Source organism: Cobetia sp. 29-18-1 (assembly GCF_029846405.1).
Taxonomy (GTDB): Bacteria; Pseudomonadota; Gammaproteobacteria; order Pseudomonadales; family Halomonadaceae; genus Cobetia; species Cobetia amphilecti.
In genome coordinates this window covers 22151-42241 of record NZ_JARWKS010000021.1, presented here as the reverse complement: position 1 = coordinate 42241, position 20091 = coordinate 22151, and the positions used below count along the sequence as shown (strand labels likewise).

Sequence of the window (20091 nt, the reverse complement as noted above, 5' to 3'; positions counted from 1 at the left end):
GACCAGTACTCAGAATTGACGCCCCAGCAGTGCCTCATCGAAGGGATAGCGCGAGATCTTCTCGATGCCGGTCTCGGTGATCAGCACCTCTTCCTCCAGCTTGACGCCATCGGCCGCACCGACTTCGCCGATATAGCTTTCCACCGAGACCACCATGCCGGGTTCCAGCACGCCATCCTTGGAGAAGCGATCAAAGTCCATGTGGTGCGCGACCAGTGGTGTCTCGCCATGCATGCCGACGCCGTGGATGATCGAGGGGTAACGGCGGTCGAGGAAGCGCTCGGGGATCTTCCAGGCGCTCTCGGCGATCTCGCGGTAGCTGATGCCGGGCTTGAGGATCGACATGTTGTGGTGCACCTGCTCGTGCGCCATCTGGTACAGACTCTGCTGATAGGCAGTCGGTCGGCCCGGCCCGACATGGAAGGTGCGTGAGAAGTCGGAGTAGTAGCCGTGGCAGCCGATGGTGTCGGTATCCAGTGCGACCAGCTCGCCGGGGCGTATCACGCGGTCGCTGGCCTCGTTGAACCACGGATTGGTGCGCGGCCCGGACGACAGCAGGCGCGTCTCGATGAACTCACCACCCTGGCGGATGACATCGCCGTACATGATGGCGAACAGCTCATTCTCGGTGACGCCGGGCTTGATGGCGGCTTCCACGGCGGCAACCGCGGCTTCGCTTCCGGCCATCGACTGGGCCAGGCAGGCAATTTCCTCAGGCGTCTTGAGGCGGCGGCAATGCAGGGTGTCCTGCATGCAGTCGAAGACTTCCAGTCCCTGCGCCTCCAGCGAGCGCGCCAGATTCAGGGTGCCGCGATCCAGCCCGACCTTGCGGTTGCCGCCACCATGCTCCTCGACCAGTTGGGCAATCTCGATGCCGAACGGGTCGCTCGAGAGGTTGTCGCGCTGGTTGACGGCGGACCACACCACCTTGGACGTGCGCGCCTCATCGATGGTTTCAAGCCAGGTCGAGACGTGGGCGCTGCCGGGGTATTCGAACAGGATCACCGGCCCCTCGAGGGGCACATAGATGTAGCGGGTAGAGTTGCGCAGGAAGTAGCCGAACATGTTGCGCGAGCCGGTGGCATAGCGCTGGTTGTTGGGATCAAACAGCACCACGGCGGCGTAGCCCTGCTCTGCCATCATGGCGCGCAGGCGAGCCAGACGACCGCCGCGCAGCTGCACAGGGTCAAAGGCCGTGGGAATGCTGTCGCCATTGGCCATTGGCGCGGACGGCACGATCGGGAAGCTTGCGGGTTCACTGTCGGTCAGGCGTTCAAAGTCGACGATGCTCATGGTTGGTCTCGGCTCACGGTCTTGTGAAAAGGTCAGGAAAGGCGCTGGAAAGAGGACTGGCACAGGCGCTGGTACAAGAGCTGGTACAAGCGCTGGTACAAGACAGGGCGCGCCGGGCTAGGGCATGTCAGTCCGCCAGGTTGTCGCTGCGCTGCATGCCTTCCTTGAGCAGGCGCTCGTGGATAGGCGCCATGCGGCCGAAGATTCGCTGGGCGCGCTCAGGGCGACCGATGAAGCCGGGCTCCTTGGCGTAAGCGAAGATCACGGTATGGCGTTCTCGCTCACCGCGAACCGGGGTGACGCGATGCAGGGAGTAGCGACCGAAGAAGATCTGCAGGTCGCCCGGCTTCAGATCGATGGCGGTCAGGCGCGAGCGGTCTCCGTCGAGCACCTTCTCGACGCCTTCGAAGTTCTCGCCCTCGGGGCTACGGATACCGGCGGCGTATTCGAAGCGGCCACCCGCATCGGACTTGCGGGTCATCATGGTGACGATGAATTCGTTGGTGTCGTAGTGCCAGGGATGCTGGCAGCCATCGCGCAGCACGTTGACGACCAGATCCGCGAGCGGGTCGGCATATTGGTGAATGTCGTCCATGCCGACGACGCTGGCGATGAAGTGCTGGAAATCGGGATGCGAGTAGACCTGGCGAATCAGGGTGTCCGAGCCGATGCGATCGCCCGCCACGAAACCGTTGGTGCGATCATCGAAGCGATTGCGCGGATGCGATGCGGGCAGTGAGTCATCACCGTCGCTGTTGTAGGGGTTGGTGACGGTCTGGTTGTAGTGCGCCAGCGGTGAAAGACGCTCCGTTTCCTGCTCCAGTCGTGCCAGCGCCTCCTGCGGTACGAAGCCCTCCAGCACGACGCAGCCATCCTGCGCGAGCTGTTCACGACATTGGCGCATCAGTTCGCGACCCCGCGCTTCTGTCAGTCGATGGATGGGATAGTGTTCAAGATCTATCAGCCCATCGAGAGAGGTATCACTGTCCTGCTGCTGGATTGCGTTCATGCCTGGCCTCCTGTTCCCTGATCGCTAAATAACGTAGGAATAGGTTAGAGGGCGTGTTTTGATAATAGAAATGAATGGTCAAGATCAAATGCATTGCGAGGGCTCATAGATCATGGATACCGACCTGCTTCGTGCCTTTGTCACGGTGGCCGAATGTGAAGGGTTCAGCGCCGCCGGCAAGGTGCTGCATCGCACCCAGTCTGCCGTCAGCCTGCAGATCAAGCGGCTGGAGGATCAGATGGGCGGGGCGCTGTTGTCCCGCACCAGCCGTCGGGTAGAACTCACGGCATCGGGAGGGCGGTTGCTGCCCTATGCGCGGCACATTCTCAAGCTGCAGGATGAGGCGCGGCAGGTGCTCGGGGTCGATCGCAAGAATGAGCTCATCCGGCTGGGCACGTCGGAAGAACAGGCCAGTACCTACCTGCCCGAATTGCTGTCGCGCTTCGCCGCGGATCACCCCGAAGTACGTCTCGAGGTGACCTGCAAGATCAGCGCCTCGCTGGTGCATGATTTTCAGGAAGGCTTGCTGGACGCCGTGCTGGTGGTGCGTCACGGACCGACCCAGACCGGGCGGCTATTGGGGCGCGAACGCATGGTGTGGGTGGTCGCCGAAAACCAGTCGCTTGCAGACTGGGAGGTACTGCCGCTCGCGCTCAATCCGGAAGGCTGCATCTTCCGCGCGCATGCCTTCGCCGCCTTGGGCCGGGATGATCGACAGTGGGATGTGCGTTACTCGAGCCAGTCGCCGACAGGCATCAATCTACCGGTGAAGGCCGGACTGGCACTGACCGTCAAGACACCCCGCAGTGTCCCCTCCGGCTGTCGAATCGTCGGCGATGACGAAGGCTTGCCGCCGCTTGGCCATGTGGAAATCGAGCTTCATCGCTCGCCGGGCCATGTCAGTGATGCGCTGAGTGACTTCTGCGATCACCTGGAAGCCATCGTCACCGGCAAGGGCAAGCTTGAGGAAGTCGGGGCGCTGGAGGCGAGCGCTGAGGTTGGCGCTGAGGTCAACCCTGAGGTTGGCGCCGATTCAGATGTCGCGACAGCGCGTGAGGCAGCGACCGCTGGTTGAGCAGTACTACCAGTGTTGCGAGCAGGTTGAGCTGGTGAGCCTGGCGGGATAGCGATTCATGGATTTGACCCGCAGACATATCAGCCAATGGGCGATGTAGCGCCCAGCGGGGCTTGCGGCGTGTAGGGCCTACGCGCCCCCAGAATGCCCGCGCGCTGGATGATCTCGGGCACGAAGGCTTCCTGGCGATGCGCCATGATATGCACGCCGCTGACGCCCTCGATCTCACGGAGCTGCTGGATCATCTCGATGCAGATATCACGGCCCTCCGCCTTCTGATCCCTGGCTCCCTTCAAGCGCTTGAGTACGTTATCCGGGATATGCACGCCGGGAACATGGCGTCGCATCCACTCGGCGGTGCGTGCCGAGGCCAGCGGGCCGACGCCGGGAAGGATGAAGCATTTCTCCAGCAGCCCCAAATCACGGGCGCGATGCATGAAGTCCTGAAAGCGCGGCAGGTCGAAGCAGTACTGTGTCTGGATGAACTGGGCACCGGCGGCAATCTTCTTGGCCAGGCGATGAGGACGAAACGCGAAGGGCGGGGCGAAGGGGTTGGCGGCTGCGCCCAGAAATACCTGGGGCGCTGAGGTCAGTGTTCGCCCGCTGGCGAAGGCGTGCTTGTCACGCAATCCGGCGACGATCTCGAGCAGCGACAGGGAGTCGAGATCGAACACCGGCTTGGCCTCGGGGTGATCCCCGACCTGCACGCCATCCCCGGTCAGACACAGCAGGTTGCGGATGCCCAGCGCCGCGGCCCCCAGCACATCGCCCTGGATGGCGATGCGGTTTCTGTCACGACACGAGATCTGCATTACCGTCTCATGGCCTTCGCGGGCCAGCAGGGCGCACATCGCCACGCTCGACATGTGGCAGTTGGCACCCGAGCCATCGGTGGCGTTCATGGCATCCACATGGCCGGCAAACAGTTGCGCGCGTGCATGCACCTCCTGCGGGTCGGCCGAGTCGGGCGGCGCAAGTTCGGCGGTGACGGCAAACTGACCGCTGCGAAGCACTCGCTCCAGGCGACCGACGTTGTCAGCGTCCTCGGCAGGTGGCAGTTGGGGGCTGTCGGGGATAGTGAGTCTGGAGGTCATTTCAGGCTCTCTCGGCGTTCAGCGGCTTGCCGGGCAACGCGCAGCCAGGATGAGGTGCCCTGCAGGCGATGGTCCACCGGCAACTGCACGACCTGGATCGCATCGCTGTCCTTCACCCGCTGGCTGCCTTCCCAGGCTTCCACCCACACGCAGCGCGTGTCCGGTTCGACTTCACAGTTGCCGTTCTGCATGACACCGCCGCAGGGGCCGTTGCGCAGGTGCTTGGGGCAGTTCATTGAGCAGGACATGCCGGTCGAACTCAGAATGCACTGGCCACACATCTGACAGTCAAACAGCAAACCCTTGCAGGCTTGCTCCAGCCTGGCGACGGGCTTCTCGGCGCGTGCGTAACCGACGGACTTCCACAACGGCTGCAGTTTGATGATCACCGGCTCGACGGCCTGATAGGTGAGCTCCAGCAGTCGCGCGTGACGTGCGGCCCACAGACGAATCGAATACACGCATGCCTCCTGTCAAAACCTGGCGGGGGTAACGCCCTGGGCGTTTCGGAGTGCTATCTTCGCATGGCCGCCACCCGGGCCGACATCCCGTGGGCGACAGCGTCACTATCGAAAGGCGCAGGATAAGGCGCAGGCGACGGGCCATGAAGGACTCATTGTTCGGCAGCGAGGCTTTCAATGATGAAGCTCTCCATGGCCTGCGCCGCCGGCGACAAGCTGGCGCCCTTGCGGCGAATCAGGCCCACTTCGCGACTGACCCGCGGTTCAGCGAGCTCAATGAACCGCAGGCGCTCATATTCCTGCGGAAATGCCAGGCGGGGCAGCGTCGTGACCCCCATCCCGGCGACCAGCGTGGCTGTCAACGAAATCATGTTGGAGATATACAAGGCATGCATCTCGAGCAGTGACTCGGCCGCCGTGCCCTGCAACAGCCGCGAGGTGCCATTGCCGATCAGGGATTCTGTCTCCAGTGCTTGCCATGTCAGGGTCTGGCGCTCGGCCAGAGGGTGATCGTCACGGCAGACCACGCCGACTTCGTCATGAAACAACGGATGAAAGAGCAATTCTTCCTCCAATCCCCACAGGCTGGTGATGCCGATGTCGACCTGACCGCTGATGACCTGCTCGCGGACAAAATCGGCGTTGCCATCGTGGAGGCCGACCTTTATCCCCGGATAGCGACTGACGAACTCGGAGAGCAGTTTCGGCATCAGTCGGCTGGCCACTGACGGCACCACTGCCATGTCCAGTTGGCCTGCCTCCTTGGCGGCGCGCGCCTGCAGTTCCCGGCTCAGACGATCATGCTGATTGATCAGCTCCCGAAAGCGCGGCACGCAGTAGCTCCCATAGGGTGTCAGGGTCGCCTTTGCACCCTTCTCGAACAGTGCCTCCCCCAGGCGGTTTTCCAGCTCGCGGATGGCCATCGACAGGGCAGGCTGCGTGCGATGCAGATAACGAGAGGCAGCGTGAAAACCGCCGTGATCCACCACTGCCAGGACATAGCGCAGCGGCGTGATCTTCAGCTCTGCGACCATCGCGTCGATCCTCTTCAGAGTGGTAAGGGAAATTTATCATAGGGTATTTATTATTGATTATCTTTATCCCTCTGGGCCTCCTAGTCTGTTGTCACCGCGTTCAAGGAGGTTCACATGTCACACCACACCACTACCGCCACTCACGCCGCTGTTCACGATCTCTACATCGATGGTCAGTGGGTCGCAGGTCAGGGCAGCATCGCCAATCTCAATCCGTCCGATACCCGTGATGTCATCGGTCATTATGCGCAGGCCAGTGTCGATCAGGTCGCCGATGCCATCCAGGCGGCCAAGCGTGGCCAGGCACAATGGGCCCAGTCAGGCCTCGAGCAGCGTTATTCCGTGTTGATGGCCATCGGCGATGAGCTGATCGCCCGCAAGGCGGAGCTGGGTGAGTTGCTGGCGCGTGAAGAGGGCAAGACCCTGGCGGAGGGAGTGGGTGAGGTTCATCGCTCCGGGCAGTTCTTCCATTACTACGGCGCTGAAGTGCTGCGCCAGATTGATGAGCGCGCAGACTCGGTACGTCCTGGCGTTGAGGTCGAGGTCCGTCGGGAACCCGTCGGTGTCGTCGGTGTGATCAGCCCCTGGAATTTCCCGATGGCGACAGCGGTCTGGAAGATTGCGCCTGCGCTGGCCTTTGGCAACTCGGTCGTCTTCAAGCCGGCCAATCTGGTCCCTGCGAGCGCATGGGCGCTGACCGAAATCATTCATCGCCAGTCACTCCCGGCAGGCACTTTCAATCTGGTGATGGGCCCGGGCAGCAGCATCGGGGATGAACTGATCTCCAGCCCTGACATTCATGCCCTGTCCTTCACCGGCTCTCTGGAAGTGGGTCGTCGAGTGGCGGCGGCCACTGCCGCCAATCTGGTCAAGTGCCAGCTGGAAATGGGCTCCAAGAACGCCCTGATCATCGCTGATGATGCCGACATGGAGCTGGCCGTCGAGGCAGCCTTCAATGGTGCCTACTCGGGCACTGGCCAGAAATGCACGGCATCTTCGCGGCTGATCGTGATGGAATCAGTCCATGACGAGTTCGTGGAAAAGCTGACTCAGCGACTGTCTCAGGTACGCGTCGGCCACGCATTGGAAGAGGGCGTGCACATGGGGCCTGCAGTCGATGCCAGACAGCTCGAGTCCAACCTGTCCTGGGTGCAGCGCGCCCAGCAAGAGGGGGCAACGTTGGTCTGCGGCGGCGAGCGTGTGGAGTGCGCCACCGACGGCTACTTCATGAGCCCGGCGCTGCTGGTAAATACCAGCAACGACATGGCCATCAATCGCGAGGAGATCTTCGGTCCCATCGCCTGTGTCATCAAGGTGAGCGACGCAGAAGAGGCCATCAATGTGCTCAATGACACACACTTCGGGCTCACGGCGGGCATCATCACCAACTCCCTGAAACTGGCCAGCAGCTTCAAGGCGCGTGCCGAGACCGGCTGCGTGATGGTGAACCTGCCGACTGCAGGTACGGATTACCACGTGCCCTTTGGCGGACGCAAGGCTTCAAGTTTCGGGCCTCGTGAGCAGGGGCGATACGCGCGCGAGTTCTACACCATCGTGAAGACCTGCTACATCAAGGCGTGAGGAGGCCCCATGTCAAAGACAATGCTGACGATCGATGGCCTGCAGTATTCCAACTGGTCACGCGAGATATTTGAACAGATGCGTGAAGGCGGGCTGGACGCCGTGCACGCCACCCTCGTGTACCACGAGACGACGCGAGAGACCTTGTCGCGTCTTGGCGAGTGGAATCGCCGTTTCGAGGCCTGGCCTGATCTGATCATGCCCGTACATGTGCCGCAGGACATCGCGGTTGCTCAGGCCAGTGGGCGTGTCGGCATCATCCTGGGGGCGCAGAACTGCTCCCCCATCGAGGACGATATCGACATGGTCGAGGTGATGCGTGACCTCGGGTTGATGATCATGCAGCTGACCTACAACAACCAGAGTCTGCTGGCCTGCGGGTGTTATGAGGCGGAAGACAGCGGGATCACTCGCTTCGGACGCCAGGTGATCCGTGAGATGAATCGCGTCGGCATGGTCATCGACATGTCACACAGCGCAGAGCGGTCCACGCTCGAGGCGATCGAGATATCCGAGCGCCCCGTGATCATTTCCCACGCCAACCCGGAAAGCTTCCATCCGGCAAAGCGCAACAAGTCCGACAAGGTGCTCAAGGCCATCGCGGAGAGTGATGGGCTGTTGGGGTTCTCGGCGTATCCCTTCCATCTGCGCAATGGCTCCGACTGTACCCTGACCGAATACTGCGAAATGATCGCCAGAACCGCAGACTTGATGGGCATCGAGCACCTGGGGATCGGTACCGACCTGTGCCAGAACCAGCCGGTGTCCATTCTGGAGTGGATGCGCAATGGTCGCTGGTCCAAGGACATGGATTACGGTGAAGGCAGTGCCAGCAACGCTGACTGGCCGCGTCCGCTGTCCTGGCTGCGAGACAGTCGTGACTTCCCCAACCTGATTGCCGGTTTGCGCAAGGTCGGCATGTCCGAGGACGAAGTGGCCGGCATCATGGGCAAGAACTGGGTCGCGCTCCTCGAGCGCGCCGCGACCCGTCAGGAGACAGCGCCTGCCTGATCGCCGCAACGCTATGCCATGGCACCTGTGCCGAGCCAGGAATCCTCAGGGTATCGCTCGGCAACCAACAACCATAATAAATGCCTGCCAATGACGAGAGCTCGTCAGAGGAATGCCACATGACTTCATCTCGCAAGACCACGACGTCTGCCACGTCGGATGCGTTACCGGAAGGTCAGTACCGCTTTGGTGACCCTGTCGTTCTGACCTGCAGCATCGGCTTCATACTGCTGTTCGTCGGCCTGTCCCTGTTTGATCTTGAAGGGGTCGCGCAAGCCATCAGTGCCGGCTTTGCCTGGACCGCCAGAACACTGGGCAGCTACTTCCAGATTCTGTTGCTGCTCACCTTCTTCATTGCCCTGGGGCTGACCGCAACGCCTGCGGCCAGTGCCCGTATCGGTGGCACGCGAACGCCTGAGCTATCCACCTTCAAGTGGGTGTCGATCATCATGTGCACCTTGCTGGCGGGAGGCGGGGTCTTCTTCGCTGCCGGCGAACCGGTGTACCACTTCCTGGTGACGCCGCCTGCCTTTGATACCGAACCGGGCACTGCGAACGCCATCGCGCCTGCACTGGCGCAATCCTTCATGCACTGGGGCTTTCTTGCCTGGGCCATTCTGGGCAGCCTGACCGCCATCGTGCTGGCGCATGCTCATTACGACAAGGGCCAGCCCCTGCAGCCGAGAACGCTGCTGTATCCCGTGTTCGGCGAGAAGATCATGAAGGGCAAGTTGGGCGGCGTGGTGGATGCCATGTGCGTCATCGCCGTGGTGGCAGGAACGGTGGGCCCCATCGGTTTTCTGGCCACCCAGGTCAGTTTTGGCCTGCATGAGCTCTTTGGCGTGACCAATGACTATTCGACGCAGCTGAGCGTGCTGGTAGTGCTCGGGGTGATCTACGTCACCTCGGCCGTGACCGGCATCGACAAGGGCATCCAGATCATGTCGCGCTTCAACGTCTTCCTGGCGCTGGGCGTGGCGGCGGTAATCTTCGTCTTCGGGCCGACCCTGTTCATGGTCAATGCCTTCACCCAGGGCTTTGGCGAGTATCTGAGCTCGTTCTTCACCATGTCGACCATGACGGCACAGAGCGCTCCTGACTGGTGGATGCAGTGGTGGACCGTATTCTTCTTTGCCTGGTTCCTCGGCTATGGCCCGCTGATGGCGATCTTCGTGGCGCGCATCTCCAAGGGCAGAACCATCCGTCAGATGATCCTGACCGTTGCCGTGCTGGCGCCACTGGCTACCGCTGTCTGGTTCACCCTGCTGGGCGGGGCGGGCATCTTCTATCAGTTCACCGGCGTGATCGACCTCACCGAAGCGCTCAACAACTTCCAGTTCGATGTCGCGACCCTCACCGTGGCGCAGGCATTGCCCGGCGGAACCGCAATGGCAGCTGCCATCCTGACGCTGACCACCATCTTCGTCGCCACCACCGGTGACTCGATGAGCTACGCGATCGCCGTCGTCAGTGCCGGACACGACGACCCCAGCCCGCTGGTGCGTGCCTTCTGGGGCATCAGCATGGCGTTGATGGCTGCGATACTCCTCTATATGGGAGCCGGTCAGATCAGTGCGCTTCAGCAGTTCATCGTCATCACGGCCATCCCTGTCTCGCTGGTGCTGCTGCCCTCCTTGTGGACAGGACCTCAATCAGCCTTCGCGATGGCACGTGCGCAGGGAATCACCAGCCAGCGGCCAGCCATGCCGGCCCCGGAAGACGCAGGAGAGCGTTGATATGTCTCGCAATCACCAGGGCGCGCGCCTCTCATCCACCGAGCAACGTCTGCGACTGCGGGCACCGGACGATGTGATGCAGCTGGAGCGTCTCGGCAGCCTGCATGCCAGTCGCCTGAGTTTCGTGAGAAGTCTGGTGCGCCAGATGGCACATGAAAAATGGAAGATCACCACGACCCGATTCGAACTGGATGCCCTCGGTCACGGTGTGGCGATCTACTGCCTGCAGACGCCCGGCAAGCGTTATCACGGCGTCATGTTTTCTCAGGCGCTTGAGGATTCCGCACGCTCTGACCGTGTCATCGCCGAGGCCTGGGATGTCACCTTTGGCGTAGTGGAGGGGGATGTGGATGATGCGTTTCTCGAGCAGATGGCGGCCAATGTGCCGTTGCAGGAAGCCGGGCGCCAGCACCCGAGACTGCTGGTCCTTTCGCGTGCCAATCGCAGCTTGCGTAACTTCGCAAGCTTCCTGGAGGCGCTGAGTGCAGGCCAGCAACCTGATCCTGAGTGGCTGACCCGGGTCGGCTATCTGTATCGAACCACGGCCGTCTATGGCAATGGCAAGTTCGGCATCGCGGATTATGACCGTCTCAAGGACAACGCGGATTTCCATCGGCCATTTTCTGCCCAGATGCTGGGCGTCTATCTGCTGCGTCACTTCTCGATCCAGCAGATAGAGCACATGGCCCGTGCCCAGGCACCCGAGACCGCCGCACCTCTGGCAACCTCATTGAAGCGCTATCTGGGCATCGGCAACTCCACCGGCCTCGGGATGGCGCCTTTTCTGATCAATCATCCGCAGTTGGTACAGCGCTGGGTGGAAAGCCGAGAACTGGCGCTTGCCGAGGTGACGGCACAGGTGCCGGGAGAGCAGGAGCGTTCACGTCTGCTGGCACTCCTCAAGCGCGCCGAGACTCATCTGCGCCAGACGGTCACGGACGATCACGAGCAGACCCAGCGCAACCAGGCCACGGTGGCGTCGTTGCCTGAGCTGATGACCTGGCTCGAACTCGTGCCGCTGTCGCCGGAGCTCTGGCAGGAGCTGATCGACTGGAGTCACCAGCAGCATGGGCTCGAGGCTCAGGAGCTGGTGAACACTCTGCTGCTGGAGCTGTATCCGAGCATCGTCGACCGCTATGAGGACCTGATGGCGGTGGAGGAAAGCCTGGAACTGACCCCTGACATGCCGCTGGTTCACCTCAAGCAGGTGATCGAAACGCACTACGACTGGGCGTTGCGCGTCGATTTTTCACTCGCCGAGAATCGCCACTGGTTCTGGTATCGCTCGGTCGAGAAGGAGGAGCCCCGTCTGGGAGTCCGCGACAGGGAAGCAGGTGCCGACAAGGAAATGAAGCTGGCGATTGCCCCGCGTGTCGCCGATACCCATGCGGCGATCAGTCAGTACCTGGAAGATCATCCTCGTGCCTTGGTGGTGGAATTCCTGATCCATTGCCCGCGCCACAAGGATATCGTTCGCCGCATTCAGAGCATGGCCAGCACCTCTTTCGGCGAGATACGCGCCAACCTGTGGGCGCGCGACATGAAGCCCATGCACCTGTTGCGGACCAAGCTGTCGTTCTTCGGTGCCAGTCGTTTTGATCCCAAGTCTGATCGTTGGGTGCGTATCACGCTCTTCCAGGGGGCTCCGCTGGTGGAGGAGCTCAACGCCGAACCGCAGGATCCTGTCGGGTTTGATGATTGGAGCTTCCCGCTGGCACCGCAGATTGCGCGCACGGTGCTGCCAGAGATGACCGCCGACCCTCGGCAGGGCAATACCACGACAGTAGGAGGAATGTCATGAAAGTCTCCTACAACGAGCTTCACGGACTGTGTCGCAAGGCCTTTCAGGCGATGGGCTTTGAAGACGGTGACGCCGGGGATGCCGCCGACATGGTGGCCTGGATGCAGCTCTATGAACTGGAAGGGCTGGCGGCGCTCAATCGCGGACTGCGTTTCTTGCTGGAGGATACCGATGAGCGTCCGCCGGAGATCGTCTATGCCGATGGCGACCTCGCGGTACTCGACAGCCACGGTCACAGCGTATTGAAGAGTTCATCGCTGGCGTTGGAACTCGGCTTCGCCAAGGCACGTGCGCGTGGCCTCGCCGTCATCAAGATCCAGCATTGCCACAATCGCCAGCTGATCATGGGTTATCTGGCGCGCCTTGCGGGGCGCGGCATGAATGTCACCGCCTTCTGGCGCAACGCCCAGGACGTGGACGAGGCGGTCGGCTGCCCCATGATCGAGCAGGTCGTGGGCTTCAGAGCCAACAGCTCGGTCCCCGAGATACGGGTCTATGCGGTGCGTGAAGTGCCAGAAGAAAATGAGCCCAATGATGGCATCACGCTGGTGATGGCCAACCATGTCGATCTGCTGCCATCCCTTCGCTCCGACTATGACGTCGACCTGCTGGCCTGTCATGAAGAGTCGAAGCTGCTCGCCTGTCGCCAACGTGCCATGCAGGAAGGCATCGAGGTGGATGACGAACTCTGGTCACGCCTGAAAGCACTCTCGACACGCCTGTTGGTCGAGGCGACGGAAGACTCTCGCAGCGGTGCCGGCGCCGGTTCCACCGACAACGACTGACCTCTCGCGTCTCAATACGCCCCATCACTCCATGATTTGCCGCTCTTGCGTCGGCGGGTCATGGAGTGCGCCCATCGAAAGATTCTCGAGGAATATCCATGGTTCATCCCGTCAAGACTGATCTGTTTGCCTCTCGTGCACCCCTGTCATGGGCGAGTGTCGGCAATGGCATCCTGTTCACTGCGCAGATCCCGATCGATGCCGCCGGCAATGTCGTGGAGGGCGGAATTGCTGCCCAGACCCGCCAGACGCTGGATAATCTGATTCATACCCTGGAATGCGCCGGTGGTGACGCCTCCTCGCTGACTCAGGTGCTGATCTATGTGACTGATCGCGAGCACCTGGCGACAGTGAATAGCCTCTATGCAGAATATGTGCGTGAGCCCTATCCCAATCGGGCTGCCATCATCGTCTCCGGGTTTGCACGCGAAGAGATGCTGGTCGAGATAGTCGCCTACGCCGCACTGGAGGTCGATGTCTAAAGCCACCGGGATGCGGGCGAGGAAGTGACCCTTCACATCTGCGCCCTGCATTGACCCGTCATTGAGGCCCATCGGTTCACCAAGCCCTCAGGCCAACAAGAAAGACGCCGGAGCATTCGCTGCTCCGGCGTCTTTTTGTGTCTACGTCATGTCTTCTTTCGCTGCTGTCAGGGCGTAAGGCCCGCGGCCTGCATGAAGCGGCGCAGTGCCAGAGAGACGAGTCCCAGCGCGCTGACGCTGCCTCCCCAGATCACCACCAGCCAGCCGATCTTGCTGAGCCAGCTTGCCGGGCGCGCGGGTGTCTCGGATAGCTCGTCGTCGAGTCTGGTTGTGGGGGCATGCAGTGGCGCTGAATGTGTCTCGCGTGTCGGGGATGTCATGTCAGCACCTCTCAATGGTAGCCATCGGTGTGACGGACCTTGCCCTTGAACACGAAGTAGCTCCACGCCGTATACACCAGGATGGTCGGCAGGATGAAGAGCGTGCCGACGAGGGCAAAGCCCTGGCTTTGGGGCGGAGAGGCCGCTTCCCAGATCGACACGTGACCCGGAATGATGTCAGGCCACATGCTGATGCCGAAGCCGCTGTAGCCCAGGAAGATCAAGGCCAGCACCAGCAGGAAAGGCTGGGCATGATATTCAAGGGCGACGGCGCGGATCAGCGCATAACCGGCCAGCACGACCAGCACTGGCACCGGCAGGAACCAGAACAGCTGCGGCAGCGTGAACCAGCGCTCGGCGATGGCGGGGTGCGCCAGCGGTGTCCACAGACTGACGGCCGCGATCATGATCAATACCCACGGCGTCAGTGGGCGCGTCAGGGCAAACATGCGCGCCTGGAGAATGCCTTCGGTCTTCATGATCAGCCAGGTGCTGCCGAGCAATGCATAGGTGAACAGCAGCGCCACACCGCAGAACAGCGGGAAGGGTGACAACCAGTCCAGCGAACCACCGCTGAAGTGAACCCCATCGAAGGCGATGCCCTGGATGTAGCCTCCCAATGCGACGCCTTGACTGAAGGTGGCCAGCACCGAGCCGCCCACGAAGGCCTTGTCCCACCAGTGGCGGCTCGCGTCCGAGGCCTTGAAGCGAAATTCGAAGGCGACACCGCGGAAGATGAGGCCGATCAACATGGCGACAAGGGGAATGCTCAGGGCTTCCAGCAAGACGGCGTAGGCCAGCGGAAAGGCCGCAAATAGCCCCGCGCCGCCCAGCACCAGCCATGTCTCGTTGCCATCCCACACGGGCGCCACGGTATTCATCATCACATCTCGGTCCACCTTTTCCTCCACCCACGGGAAGAGAATGCCGATGCCCAGATCAAAGCCGTCCATGATCACGTACATCATCAGGCCGAACAGGATGATGCCCGCCCAGATGACAGAAAGGTCGATACCCATAGCGTTCATCGCTCCGGTCAGTGAGTGGTGCCGTCGAGAGATTCCTCGATGGCTGACAGTGGGCGGGAAGGTGTACGTGGCTTGCCGGGGCCGCCGCTGGGGGCGTGGCTGTCATCACCCGCAGGCCCTTTCTTGATCAGCTTGAAGATGTAGTTGATCCCCGTGCCGAAGACGATGAAGTAGACCGTGACAAAGGCCGTCAGGCTGATGCTGAGGTGAACGGCGCTGTGGGCAGAGACGGCATCTTCCGTTCTCATCAAGCCATAGATCACCCACGGTTGGCGGCCGACTTCGGTGGTGAACCAGCCCGCGAGTATCGCGATCAGCCCGGCCGGCCCCATGGCGACGGCCAGCCTCAGCCAGCGCCGCGAGGTGAAGAGCCTGCCCTTGCGGGCCAGATAGACTCCTGAGAGGCCGAGCAGAATCATCGCAAGGCCCAGGCCGACCATCAGGCGGAAGCTCCAGAACACGACGGTCGAATTGGGGCGGTCCGCGGCGGGGAAGTCCTTGAGCGCCGGCACCTGCTTGTCGATGTCATGCATCAACAGCAGGCTGCCGAGGGCCGGAATCTCGAGTGCGAAGCGCGTCTCTTCGCGCTGCATGTCGGGCACACCGAACAGGATCAACGGCGTCGGTTCCCCATGACTGTTGTCCCAATGCCCTTCGATGGCCGCGATCTTGGCCGGCTGGTGCTTGAGCGTATTCAGGCCATGCATGTCGCCGACGAAAGCCTGCAGCGGGGCGGTCACCATCAACATCAGCACCGCCATGACCAGCATCTTGCGCACTTCCGGGGTGTCGCGTTTCTTGAGCAGCAACCAGGCGGCGGAGGCAGCGACGAACAGCGAGGTGCTCAGGAAGGAGGCCAGTGCCATGTGGGCCAGGCGATAGGGGAAGGAGGGGTTGAAGACGATCGCGAACCAGTCGACCGGCACGACGATGCCATCGATGACCTCGTGTCCCTGTGGGGTCTGCATCCAGCTGTTGGACGACAGGATCCAGAACATCGAGACCAGGGTGCCGAGCGCGACCATGCAGGTCGAGAAGAAGTGCAGGCCGCGACCGACGCGATTCCAGCCAAACAGCATCACGCCGAGGAAGCCGGCTTCGAGGAAGAAGGCGGTCAGCACTTCATAGGCCAGCAGTGGTCCGGTCACGCTGCCGGCAAAGGCCGAGAAACCGCTCCAATGCGTGCCGAACTGGTAGGCCATGACCAGTCCCGACACCACGCCCATCGCGAAGTTGACCGCGAATATCTTCGACCAGAAATGATAGAGATTGCGGTAGACCTGTGTGCCTGTCTTCAACCACATGCCTTCCAGCACCGCCAGATAGCTGGCGAGGCCAATGGTGATGGCCGGGAAGATGATGTGAAACGAGATGGTGAAGGCGAACTGTATCCTGGCCAGGTCGATGGCCTCGGTACCGAACATGGCAATGTCTCCTGAGTAGGCGGCAAGGGGGACGGCCCTGCCTGAATCTTCGCCGCTACTCTAGGGAGCCACCGGAAGCCATAACAGGCTCAGTTGTGCGAGAAAAAACCATATCAGTTGCAAGCTGAATCTTGGTAAGTCGTTAACTGCCCGTGAGCCAGTCAACCGGCCAGCCAGGTGGTATGGAGAGCAGCCAGCAAGGCGAGCCGGGCAGGAGGGCGCACTCTGATTCACGTCAGCACCATGACGGGATCAGCTGCTTGTCGTATCACCCTTGGCGGCAGGCCCCGCCATGGCGGGCTCTGGCGCTTCCTTAAGGGGCACGCGTGCGGCATCAGGGCATGCAATCAAGGTGCGCAACAAGGTGCGACATCCATGTGTGGCAAGGGGCTGGCGAGCGAGTGACATGCGTCGCAAAAGGCTTCATTCACTGCAGCGGATAACGCGTGAAGACTGTGTGGCAAGGTGGCCGCAAGGGCTGCGGCATTTGCGCGCACTCGTGCACACTCGTGCGCGCACATACTCAAGTCGCTCATCGTACCTCGCATCTCGTATGCAGCCTGAGCGGTCCGCGTTTCAGGCTGCCTTGAGCAATTCACCCAATGTCTGCATGGCGCGCTCTGACGCCGCGTCCCACGGGTGGCCGTAGCTCAAGCGAATGCAATGCTTGAAGCCCTGGGTGGCCGAGAAGATGGGCCCCGGTGCCAGACTGATGCCGTGGGCCAGCGCCTGCTGAAACAGGGCCAGCGAGTCGATGTGCTCGGGAAGCTCGCACCACAGGAAATAGCCCCCGTGGGGATGGGTGACGCGGGTGTCTGCGGGGAAGTAGCGATCAATGGCTGCCAGCATGGCCGTCTGCTGGGTTTCGAGGGCCAGGCGTAGCTTGCGCAGGTGGCGGTCGTAGCCGCCGTTCTGGAGGTAGTCGGCCAGGGCCACCTGGGCAGGCAGCGATGGCGAGATGGTCGTCATCAGCTTGAGGCGCGAAATCTCCCGGGTATGACGCCCCGCGGATATCCAGCCCACCCGATAGCCCGGCGCCAGGCACTTGGAGAACGACCCGCAGTGCATCACCAGACCCTCGACATCCAGCGCCTTGACGGGTTGCGGGGGCGACACCTCGGCACGTTGATCGAAATACAGTTCCGCGTAGACATCATCCTCCAGCATCGGCAGCTGATGACGGCAGAGCAGCGCATACAGTTGGGCCTTGCGCGCATCGCTCAGGCTGGCCCCCAGTGGATTCTGCAGATGGCTCATGAACCAGCAGGCCTTGATGGGCAGCGTCTCCAGACGATTCTCGAGCACTTCGAGATCAATCCCGTCGCGCGGGTGTACCGGAATTTCCACCGCGCGCAGCTTGAGCCGCTCAAGCACCTGAAGCGTGGCATAGAAGGCCGGCGCCTCGATGGCGACAAGGTCCCCAGGCTGGGTGACACATTGCAGGCCGAGATTGAGCGCCTCCATGGCGCCATTGGTGATCACCAGCTCCTCCGTCGGCAGCTGCATGCCGTTGACCATGTAGCGCTGAGCGATCTGCCGGCACAGGTCAGGATGGCCAGTGGTCATGTCGGAGATCACGGCATGCGATGACAGCTGGCGCAGCCCGCGCGTCATGCTGGTCGCAAGCCGCGCGAGGGGGAAGAGCTCCGGGCTCGGGAAGGCAGAGCCGAAGGGGACGGTGTCGTTGTCGCGCAGTGAGCCCAGCACCGAGAACACCAGTTCACTGACGGCGACATCGGAAGGGGCTTGCTGCTGCAGGGCGACATGCGGCTCATCGAGTATCCGCGAGGCATTGTCACGCACGAAATACCCCGAGCGCGGCCGCGCACTGATCAGGCCCTGATTCTCCAGCAGGTAATACGCCTGGAAGACGGTAGAGGGGCTGATGCCATGCGCCTTGCTGGCCTGACGCACCGACGGCACGCGCTCACCTGGTGCGAGAATGCCGGTACGAATCAGGTTGGATATCTCGGCGGCAAAGCGTTCATAACGCTTCATGGGGGCTTTCCTGACGGGCTGGAAGAGTGAAAGGGAGAGGGCAAGAGAGAGCAAGAGAGAGGGCAAGGATACCGCAATGTCGATAGTCCGTGATGTATGGGGCGTCGTAAGGATGCACCAATCACACTAGCCTCCATCGGTATCGTTCGGCCTGATGGGAGGCTCTATAGGGGCGAGCGCCACGCCCTGCGCCACGCACAGAGCCACGCCCAGCGCTCTTCTCACCTATCTGGTGCAAGGCAAGGCGAGGGCCGGTGATGGGCGCATCATCCTGGTGCAGTGCTGCGCTTGAGCAGTGTCGCTGTGCTCTCATCATGTCTCGCGTTTCTCTTCATCCTTTCTCGGTCTTTCCACTGTTTTTGCCCAGTCTTTCTCCCTGTCTTTGTGCCCGTCTCTCTCCCTGTCTCTCTTCTATCTCACCGCTGTCGCTTTCTTGTCTGGCCGTTGGCCGGCGGCGTCAGTGTGCGTCTGGCACATCGATTGCACTACCTCAGCCGGGACAACAAGTACAACAAGACACGAGGGAATGTCGTGAACAAGAAAATCGCTGCCGCAATGCTATCCGCCTGTGTCGGTTTCTCGCTGGCCAATGTCGCCCAGGCAGAAGAGGGGCCGATCAAGGTCGGCATCCTGCATTCACTGTCCGGCACTATGGCGATCAGTGAATCGACACTGAAAGACACCATGTTGATGCTGATCGAGAAGCAGAACGAGCAGGGCGGGCTGCTGGGACGCAAGCTGGAGCCTGTCGTGGTCGACCCGGCTTCCAACTGGCCGCTGTTCGCCGAGAAGGCGCGTGAGCTGCTGGCGCAGGACAAGGTCGACGTGATCTTCGGTAACTGGACGTCCGTCTCGCGCAAGTCGGTGCTGCCGGTGGTCGAGGAGCTCAACGGCCTGCTGTTCTATCCGGTGCAGTATGAGGGCGAGGAGTCCTCGGAGAACGTCTTCTACACCGGAGCGGCGCCCAATCAGCAGGCGATTCCGGCAGTGGATTATCTGATGAACGACGTGGGCGTGGAGCGCTGGGTGCTGGCGGGCACGGATTATGTCTATCCGCGTACCACCAACAAGATCCTGGCCGCCTACCTCAAGTCGAAGGGCGTGGCGGACGCGGATGTGATGGTCAATTACACCCCCTTCGGCCATTCCAACTGGCAGTCCATCGTCTCGGACATCAAGTCCTTCGGCAGTGCCGGCAAGAAGACGGCCGTGGTGTCCACTATCAATGGCGATGCCAACGTGCCGTTCTATCGTGAGCTGGCCAACCAGGGCATCAATGCCGAGGACATCCCGGTGGTGGCCTTCTCGGTGGGCGAGCAGGAACTCTCGGGCATCGATACCGCGCCGCTGGTCGGCCACCTGGCCGCCTGGAACTACTTCATGAGCGTGGACAGCGACACCAACTACGACTTCATCGATGAGTGGATCGATTACACCGGCAAGGAAGATGCGGTCACCAACGACCCGATGGAAGCCCACTACATCGGCTTCAACATGTGGATGGAAGCCGCTCGCAAGGCCGGCAGTGTCGAGGTCGATGCGGTCAAGGATGCCATCATCGGTGTCTCGGTGCCCAACCTGACCGGCGGCTACGCCACCATGATGCCCAATCATCACATCACCAAGCCGGTGCTGATCGGCGAGATCCAGGACAACGGCCAGTTCTCCGTCGTCTGGCAGACCCCGTCCACCGTGGCAGGCGATGCCTGGTCGGACTATCTGGAAGGTTCCAAGGACCTGATCAGTGACTGGCGCAAGCCGATGGAATGCGGCAACTACAATGTCGTGACCCATTCCTGTGGGGCTCAACAGAGCGTTGCGACGCAATGATGCGTAGCACGTTCTGAGAGCGAGGCGGCGTACAGGTGAGCCTGCATGCCGCCTCGTTGAGTGTCAGTC

The 20091-nt window shown here is 61.5% G+C and carries 17 protein-coding genes; 8 read left to right on the top strand and 9 right to left on the bottom strand.

Annotation, left to right across the window (positions count from 1 at the left end; genetic code table 11):
* Positions 1–9 precede the first annotated feature (9 nt).
* Together QD208_RS14790 and QD208_RS14785 are read right to left on the bottom strand one after the other, a co-directional pair.
* Positions 10–1293, bottom strand: a complete 1284-nt coding sequence (locus tag QD208_RS14790) for a Xaa-Pro peptidase family protein (protein ID WP_279837301.1) — start codon at positions 1291–1293, stop codon at positions 10–12.
* Positions 1294–1420: 127 nt separating this feature from the next.
* Positions 1421–2302, bottom strand: a complete 882-nt coding sequence (locus QD208_RS14785; RefSeq protein ID WP_216060384.1) for a phytanoyl-CoA dioxygenase family protein — start codon at positions 2300–2302, stop codon at positions 1421–1423.
* Between the two features lie 112 nt (positions 2303–2414).
* Here QD208_RS14785 and QD208_RS14780 point away from each other — a divergent pair, with 112 nt between their 5' ends.
* Positions 2415–3377 (top strand): LysR family transcriptional regulator, encoded by a 963-nt coding sequence (locus QD208_RS14780; protein WP_279837300.1) that lies wholly within the window; start codon positions 2415–2417, stop codon positions 3375–3377.
* Between the two features lie 80 nt (positions 3378–3457).
* On the opposite strand, the gene QD208_RS14775 is transcribed toward QD208_RS14780, so the two are convergent.
* The 3 genes from QD208_RS14775 to QD208_RS14765 form a co-directional block, all read right to left on the bottom strand.
* Complete coding sequence (locus QD208_RS14775; protein WP_279837298.1) at positions 3458–4471, bottom strand: methylenetetrahydrofolate reductase; 1014 nt, start codon at positions 4469–4471, stop codon at positions 3458–3460.
* A complete protein-coding gene (locus QD208_RS14770; RefSeq protein WP_279837296.1) occupies positions 4468–4932 on the bottom strand; it encodes a methylenetetrahydrofolate reductase C-terminal domain-containing protein in 465 nt (154 codons plus the stop codon). The genes QD208_RS14775 and QD208_RS14770 overlap by 4 nt, the downstream gene beginning before the upstream one ends.
* A 152-nt stretch (positions 4933–5084) precedes the next feature.
* Entirely contained in the window at positions 5085–5966 is an 882-nt protein-coding gene (locus QD208_RS14765; RefSeq protein WP_213115084.1) for a LysR family transcriptional regulator, read from the bottom strand.
* 114 nt (positions 5967–6080) lie between these two features.
* On the opposite strand from QD208_RS14765, the gene QD208_RS14760 reads away from it, so the two are divergent.
* From QD208_RS14760 to QD208_RS14735, 6 genes are all read left to right on the top strand, one after another.
* Complete coding sequence (locus QD208_RS14760; protein WP_279837294.1) at positions 6081–7547, top strand: aldehyde dehydrogenase family protein; 1467 nt, start codon at positions 6081–6083, stop codon at positions 7545–7547.
* Between the two features lie 9 nt (positions 7548–7556).
* The gene (locus QD208_RS14755) at positions 7557–8558 is read left to right on the top strand and encodes a dipeptidase (protein WP_279837293.1); all 1002 of its coding nucleotides are present in this window, start codon (positions 7557–7559) and stop codon (positions 8556–8558) included.
* A gap of 119 nt (positions 8559–8677) precedes the next feature.
* Positions 8678–10294, top strand: a complete 1617-nt coding sequence (locus QD208_RS14750; RefSeq protein ID WP_279837292.1) for a BCCT family transporter — start codon at positions 8678–8680, stop codon at positions 10292–10294.
* Between the two features lies 1 nt (position 10295).
* Positions 10296–12095, top strand: coding sequence for a hypothetical protein (locus tag QD208_RS14745; protein WP_279837290.1), 1800 nt, complete (start codon positions 10296–10298; stop codon positions 12093–12095).
* Positions 12092–12880 carry a DUF3726 domain-containing protein gene (locus tag QD208_RS14740; RefSeq protein ID WP_107336417.1) on the top strand — a complete coding sequence of 263 codons (789 nt, stop codon included), beginning with the start codon at positions 12092–12094 and terminating at the stop codon, positions 12878–12880. Before QD208_RS14745 ends, QD208_RS14740 begins: the two co-directional genes overlap by 4 nt.
* Positions 12881–12978: 98 nt before the next feature.
* The gene (locus QD208_RS14735; RefSeq protein ID WP_279837289.1) at positions 12979–13362 is read left to right on the top strand and encodes a RidA family protein; all 384 of its coding nucleotides are present in this window, start codon (positions 12979–12981) and stop codon (positions 13360–13362) included.
* A gap of 167 nt (positions 13363–13529) precedes the next feature.
* Here the strand turns inward: QD208_RS14735 and QD208_RS14730 are convergent, their stop codons facing one another.
* From QD208_RS14730 to QD208_RS14715, 4 genes are all read right to left on the bottom strand, one after another.
* Positions 13530–13742, bottom strand: coding sequence for a DUF2474 domain-containing protein (locus QD208_RS14730; RefSeq protein WP_279837288.1), 213 nt, complete (start codon positions 13740–13742; stop codon positions 13530–13532).
* Positions 13743–13753: 11 nt separating this feature from the next.
* Positions 13754–14761 (bottom strand): cytochrome d ubiquinol oxidase subunit II, encoded by a 1008-nt coding sequence (cydB, locus tag QD208_RS14725; protein ID WP_279837287.1) that lies wholly within the window; start codon positions 14759–14761, stop codon positions 13754–13756.
* A 17-nt stretch (positions 14762–14778) separates the two neighbouring features.
* Positions 14779–16194: a cytochrome ubiquinol oxidase subunit I gene (locus QD208_RS14720; RefSeq protein ID WP_279837286.1), complete on the bottom strand. Its 1416-nt coding sequence runs from the start codon at positions 16192–16194 to the stop codon at positions 14779–14781.
* 576 nt (positions 16195–16770) lie between these two features.
* The gene (locus QD208_RS14715) at positions 16771–18192 is read right to left on the bottom strand and encodes a PLP-dependent aminotransferase family protein (RefSeq protein WP_279837284.1); all 1422 of its coding nucleotides are present in this window, start codon (positions 18190–18192) and stop codon (positions 16771–16773) included.
* Between the two features lie 555 nt (positions 18193–18747).
* Between QD208_RS14715 and urtA the strand changes: the two genes are divergently transcribed.
* On the top strand, positions 18748–20022 hold the full coding sequence (gene urtA / locus QD208_RS14710; RefSeq protein WP_035160076.1) for an urea ABC transporter substrate-binding protein: 1275 nt from the start codon (positions 18748–18750) through the stop codon (positions 20020–20022).
* The last annotated feature ends 69 nt before the right edge of the window (positions 20023–20091 follow it).